The 2,696-nt window shown below is 63.1% G+C and carries 1 protein-coding gene; it reads left to right on the forward strand.

The genetic code is table 11. From position 1 onward, the window contains the following. The first annotated feature begins 907 nt into the window (after window positions 1-907). Window positions 908-2,524, forward strand: a complete 1,617-nt coding sequence (locus H8A95_RS42415) for a phosphoenolpyruvate carboxykinase (protein WP_229188370.1) — start codon at window positions 908-910, stop codon at window positions 2,522-2,524. Window positions 2,525-2,696: the final 172 nt, after the last annotated feature.

A 2,696-nucleotide genomic window follows, 5' to 3' on the forward strand; every position in this document is an offset into this window, starting at 1 on the left:
CTCGCTCCGAACGGCGGCGCTGCGTCCGGCGAGGCATGGTGTCGCATGGCCGTGGCTGCCTGCGCGCTCGCCGAGGCGGAGCGAGAGTGCTTCCAACCACCGTCGCGCGCTTTGCAGCGTGCGTGACAGCGCAATCATTTCGTGCGTGCGCATCACGTCATCGCCGGTCGGCTTCATGCGCGCGCGAAGTTCTGGCGCTGCTGCACAAGCGGACCGCGACGTGCCGGCCGCGTCGACGCGCACATGCGACGCGGTGATTGCGTTACCATCGATCGTTGCGGTCCACGATCTCATCGACGCCGCCCATAATTGCGTTGCGGAACATTTCGCCGTTGCCAGGCATTGAGATGACCCAGCTTCGACGCTGGCCTGCTGAGCTTGATCGAACCTGTTCATCTGTTGCTCACTGCTGCTGCTCACTGCCGACCAACGGTGCTTGCCATGCGCAACGCGATCGTGGACGACGTGATCGGCAGTTCAGTGCTGCGTCAACTCGTGGCAGCTTGTTTCAACGGCACATCCTCAGCGCGAAATGCATACCCGGCATTCTCGATGCCTTTTGGTTTGCACGGCGCTGGGCACATGCTGTTCGCTGGCACTCTTTGTGCATCGCAACGCCTTGTTCGCAGCAGGAAAGGCGACGAAACGTCGTCCGAGCGCGGCGAAAACAACGAGAAAACGAAAGCAAAGCGAAAGCGTTTCGCGCTGCGGTATTTGCGCCAGATGATGTGCCCGCCTTGGAATAAACCAAAAGCCGTTCGACTGGCTTGGCAAGCCCGGCGATCCCCACTATTAGGTCGCCGGACCGGGGCCGAGAGGCTATATTCTGATGACGGTCATCACCGCGACGGGGCGCGACTAGCGACATTCGCGCGAACAAGGATACGCGGGTTCGAGGAGGTTCTTCGTGCAAGAGACGGGCGTGCATAACGGTGCCTTTGGCGCCGACAAATTCGGCTTAAAAAATCTCAAGGGCGTACATTGGAACTACGGTGCGCCGCAGCTTTACGAGCACTCGTTGCGCAATGGCGAAGCAGTGCTCTCGGCCGATGGCGCGCTTTGCGCGGATACCGGTGAGTTCACCGGCCGCAGCCCGAAGGACAAGTTCACGGTCCGCGACGGCCTGACCGACAAGAGCATGTGGTGGGCCGGCAATCAGTCGATCACCTCGGAGCAGTTCGCGACGCTCCATGCCGACTTCCTCAAGCATGCCGAAGGCATGACGCTGTTCGCGCAGGATCTCTATGGCGGCGCCGATCCGAAGCATCGCATCAGGACGCGCGTCTTCACCGAGCTCGCCTGGCACTCGCTGTTCATCCGCACGCTGCTCATTCGCCCCGAGGCCTCGGAGCTCGCGAGCTTCGTGCCGGAGCTCACGATCATCGACCTGCCGAGCTTCCGCGCCGACCCGGCACGTCACGGCGTGCGTTCGGAGAACGTCGTCGCGATCGATTTCGCCCGCAAGATCGTCCTGATCGGCGGGTCTTATTATGCCGGCGAAATGAAGAAGAGCGTGTTCACCACGCTGAACTTCTATCTGCCCGAGAAGGGCGTGATGCCGATGCACTGCTCGGCCAATGTCGGTCCCGATGGCGACACTGCAATCTTCTTCGGCCTGTCCGGCACCGGCAAGACCACGCTCTCGGCCGATCCGAAGCGCACGCTGATCGGCGACGACGAGCATGGCTGGAGCGAGGACGGCGTCTTCAATTTCGAAGGTGGCTGTTACGCCAAGTGCATCAAGCTCTCGGGCGAAGCCGAACCGGAAATCTATGCCGCCAGCAAGCGCTTCGGCGCGGTGCTGGAGAACGTCGTGCTCGGCGCTGACGATCGCGTGCCCGATTTCGACGACGGCTCGAAGACCGAGAACACCCGCTCGGCCTATCCGCTCGATTTCATTCCCAACGCCTCGCGCACCGGCCGCGCGCCGCACCCGAAGAACGTGGTGATGCTCGCTGCCGACGCGTTCGGCGTGATGCCGCCGATCGCCAAGCTGACGCCGGCGCAGGCGATGTATCACTTCCTGTCCGGCTACACCGCGAAGGTCGCCGGCACCGAGCGTGGTCTCGGCAACGAGCCGCAGCCGGAATTCTCCACCTGCTTCGGTTCGCCGTTCCTGCCGCGCGATCCGTCGGTGTATGGCAACATGCTGCGCGAGCTGATCGCCAAGCACAATGTCGATTGCTGGCTGGTCAACACCGGCTGGACCGGCGGCAAGTACGGCACCGGCCGCCGCATGCCGATCAAGGTGACGCGCGCGCTGCTCACCGCGGCACTGAACGGCAGCTTGCGCAATGCCGACTTCCGCACCGACCGGTATTTCGGCTTCGCGGTGCCGACCTCGCTGCCGGGCGTCGAGCCGCACATCCTCGATCCGATCAAGACCTGGGCCGACAAGGTCGAGTTCGACAAGACCGCGCGTGCGCTGGTCGGCATGTTCCAGAAGAACTTCGCCAAGTTCGAAGCGCAGGTCGACGCCGAAGTCCGCGCCGCCGCGCCGGAAGTGAAGCTGGCGGCGGAGTAATTCGCGCAAGCGATACGCGATTGGAAAAGGCGGCCCTCGTGGCCGCCTTTTTTGTTTTTCAATTCTCTTCGGCTATCCGCGCGGCACTTCCTCGATCCGTCACCCTGAGGAGCGCCGTAGGCGCGTCTCGAAGGGTCGACGGCCACCAGCCGGGCCGTGCATCCTTCGAGAC

It is taken from the genome of Bradyrhizobium oropedii (genome assembly GCF_020889685.1).
Lineage (GTDB): Bacteria > Pseudomonadota > Alphaproteobacteria > Rhizobiales > Xanthobacteraceae > Bradyrhizobium > Bradyrhizobium oropedii.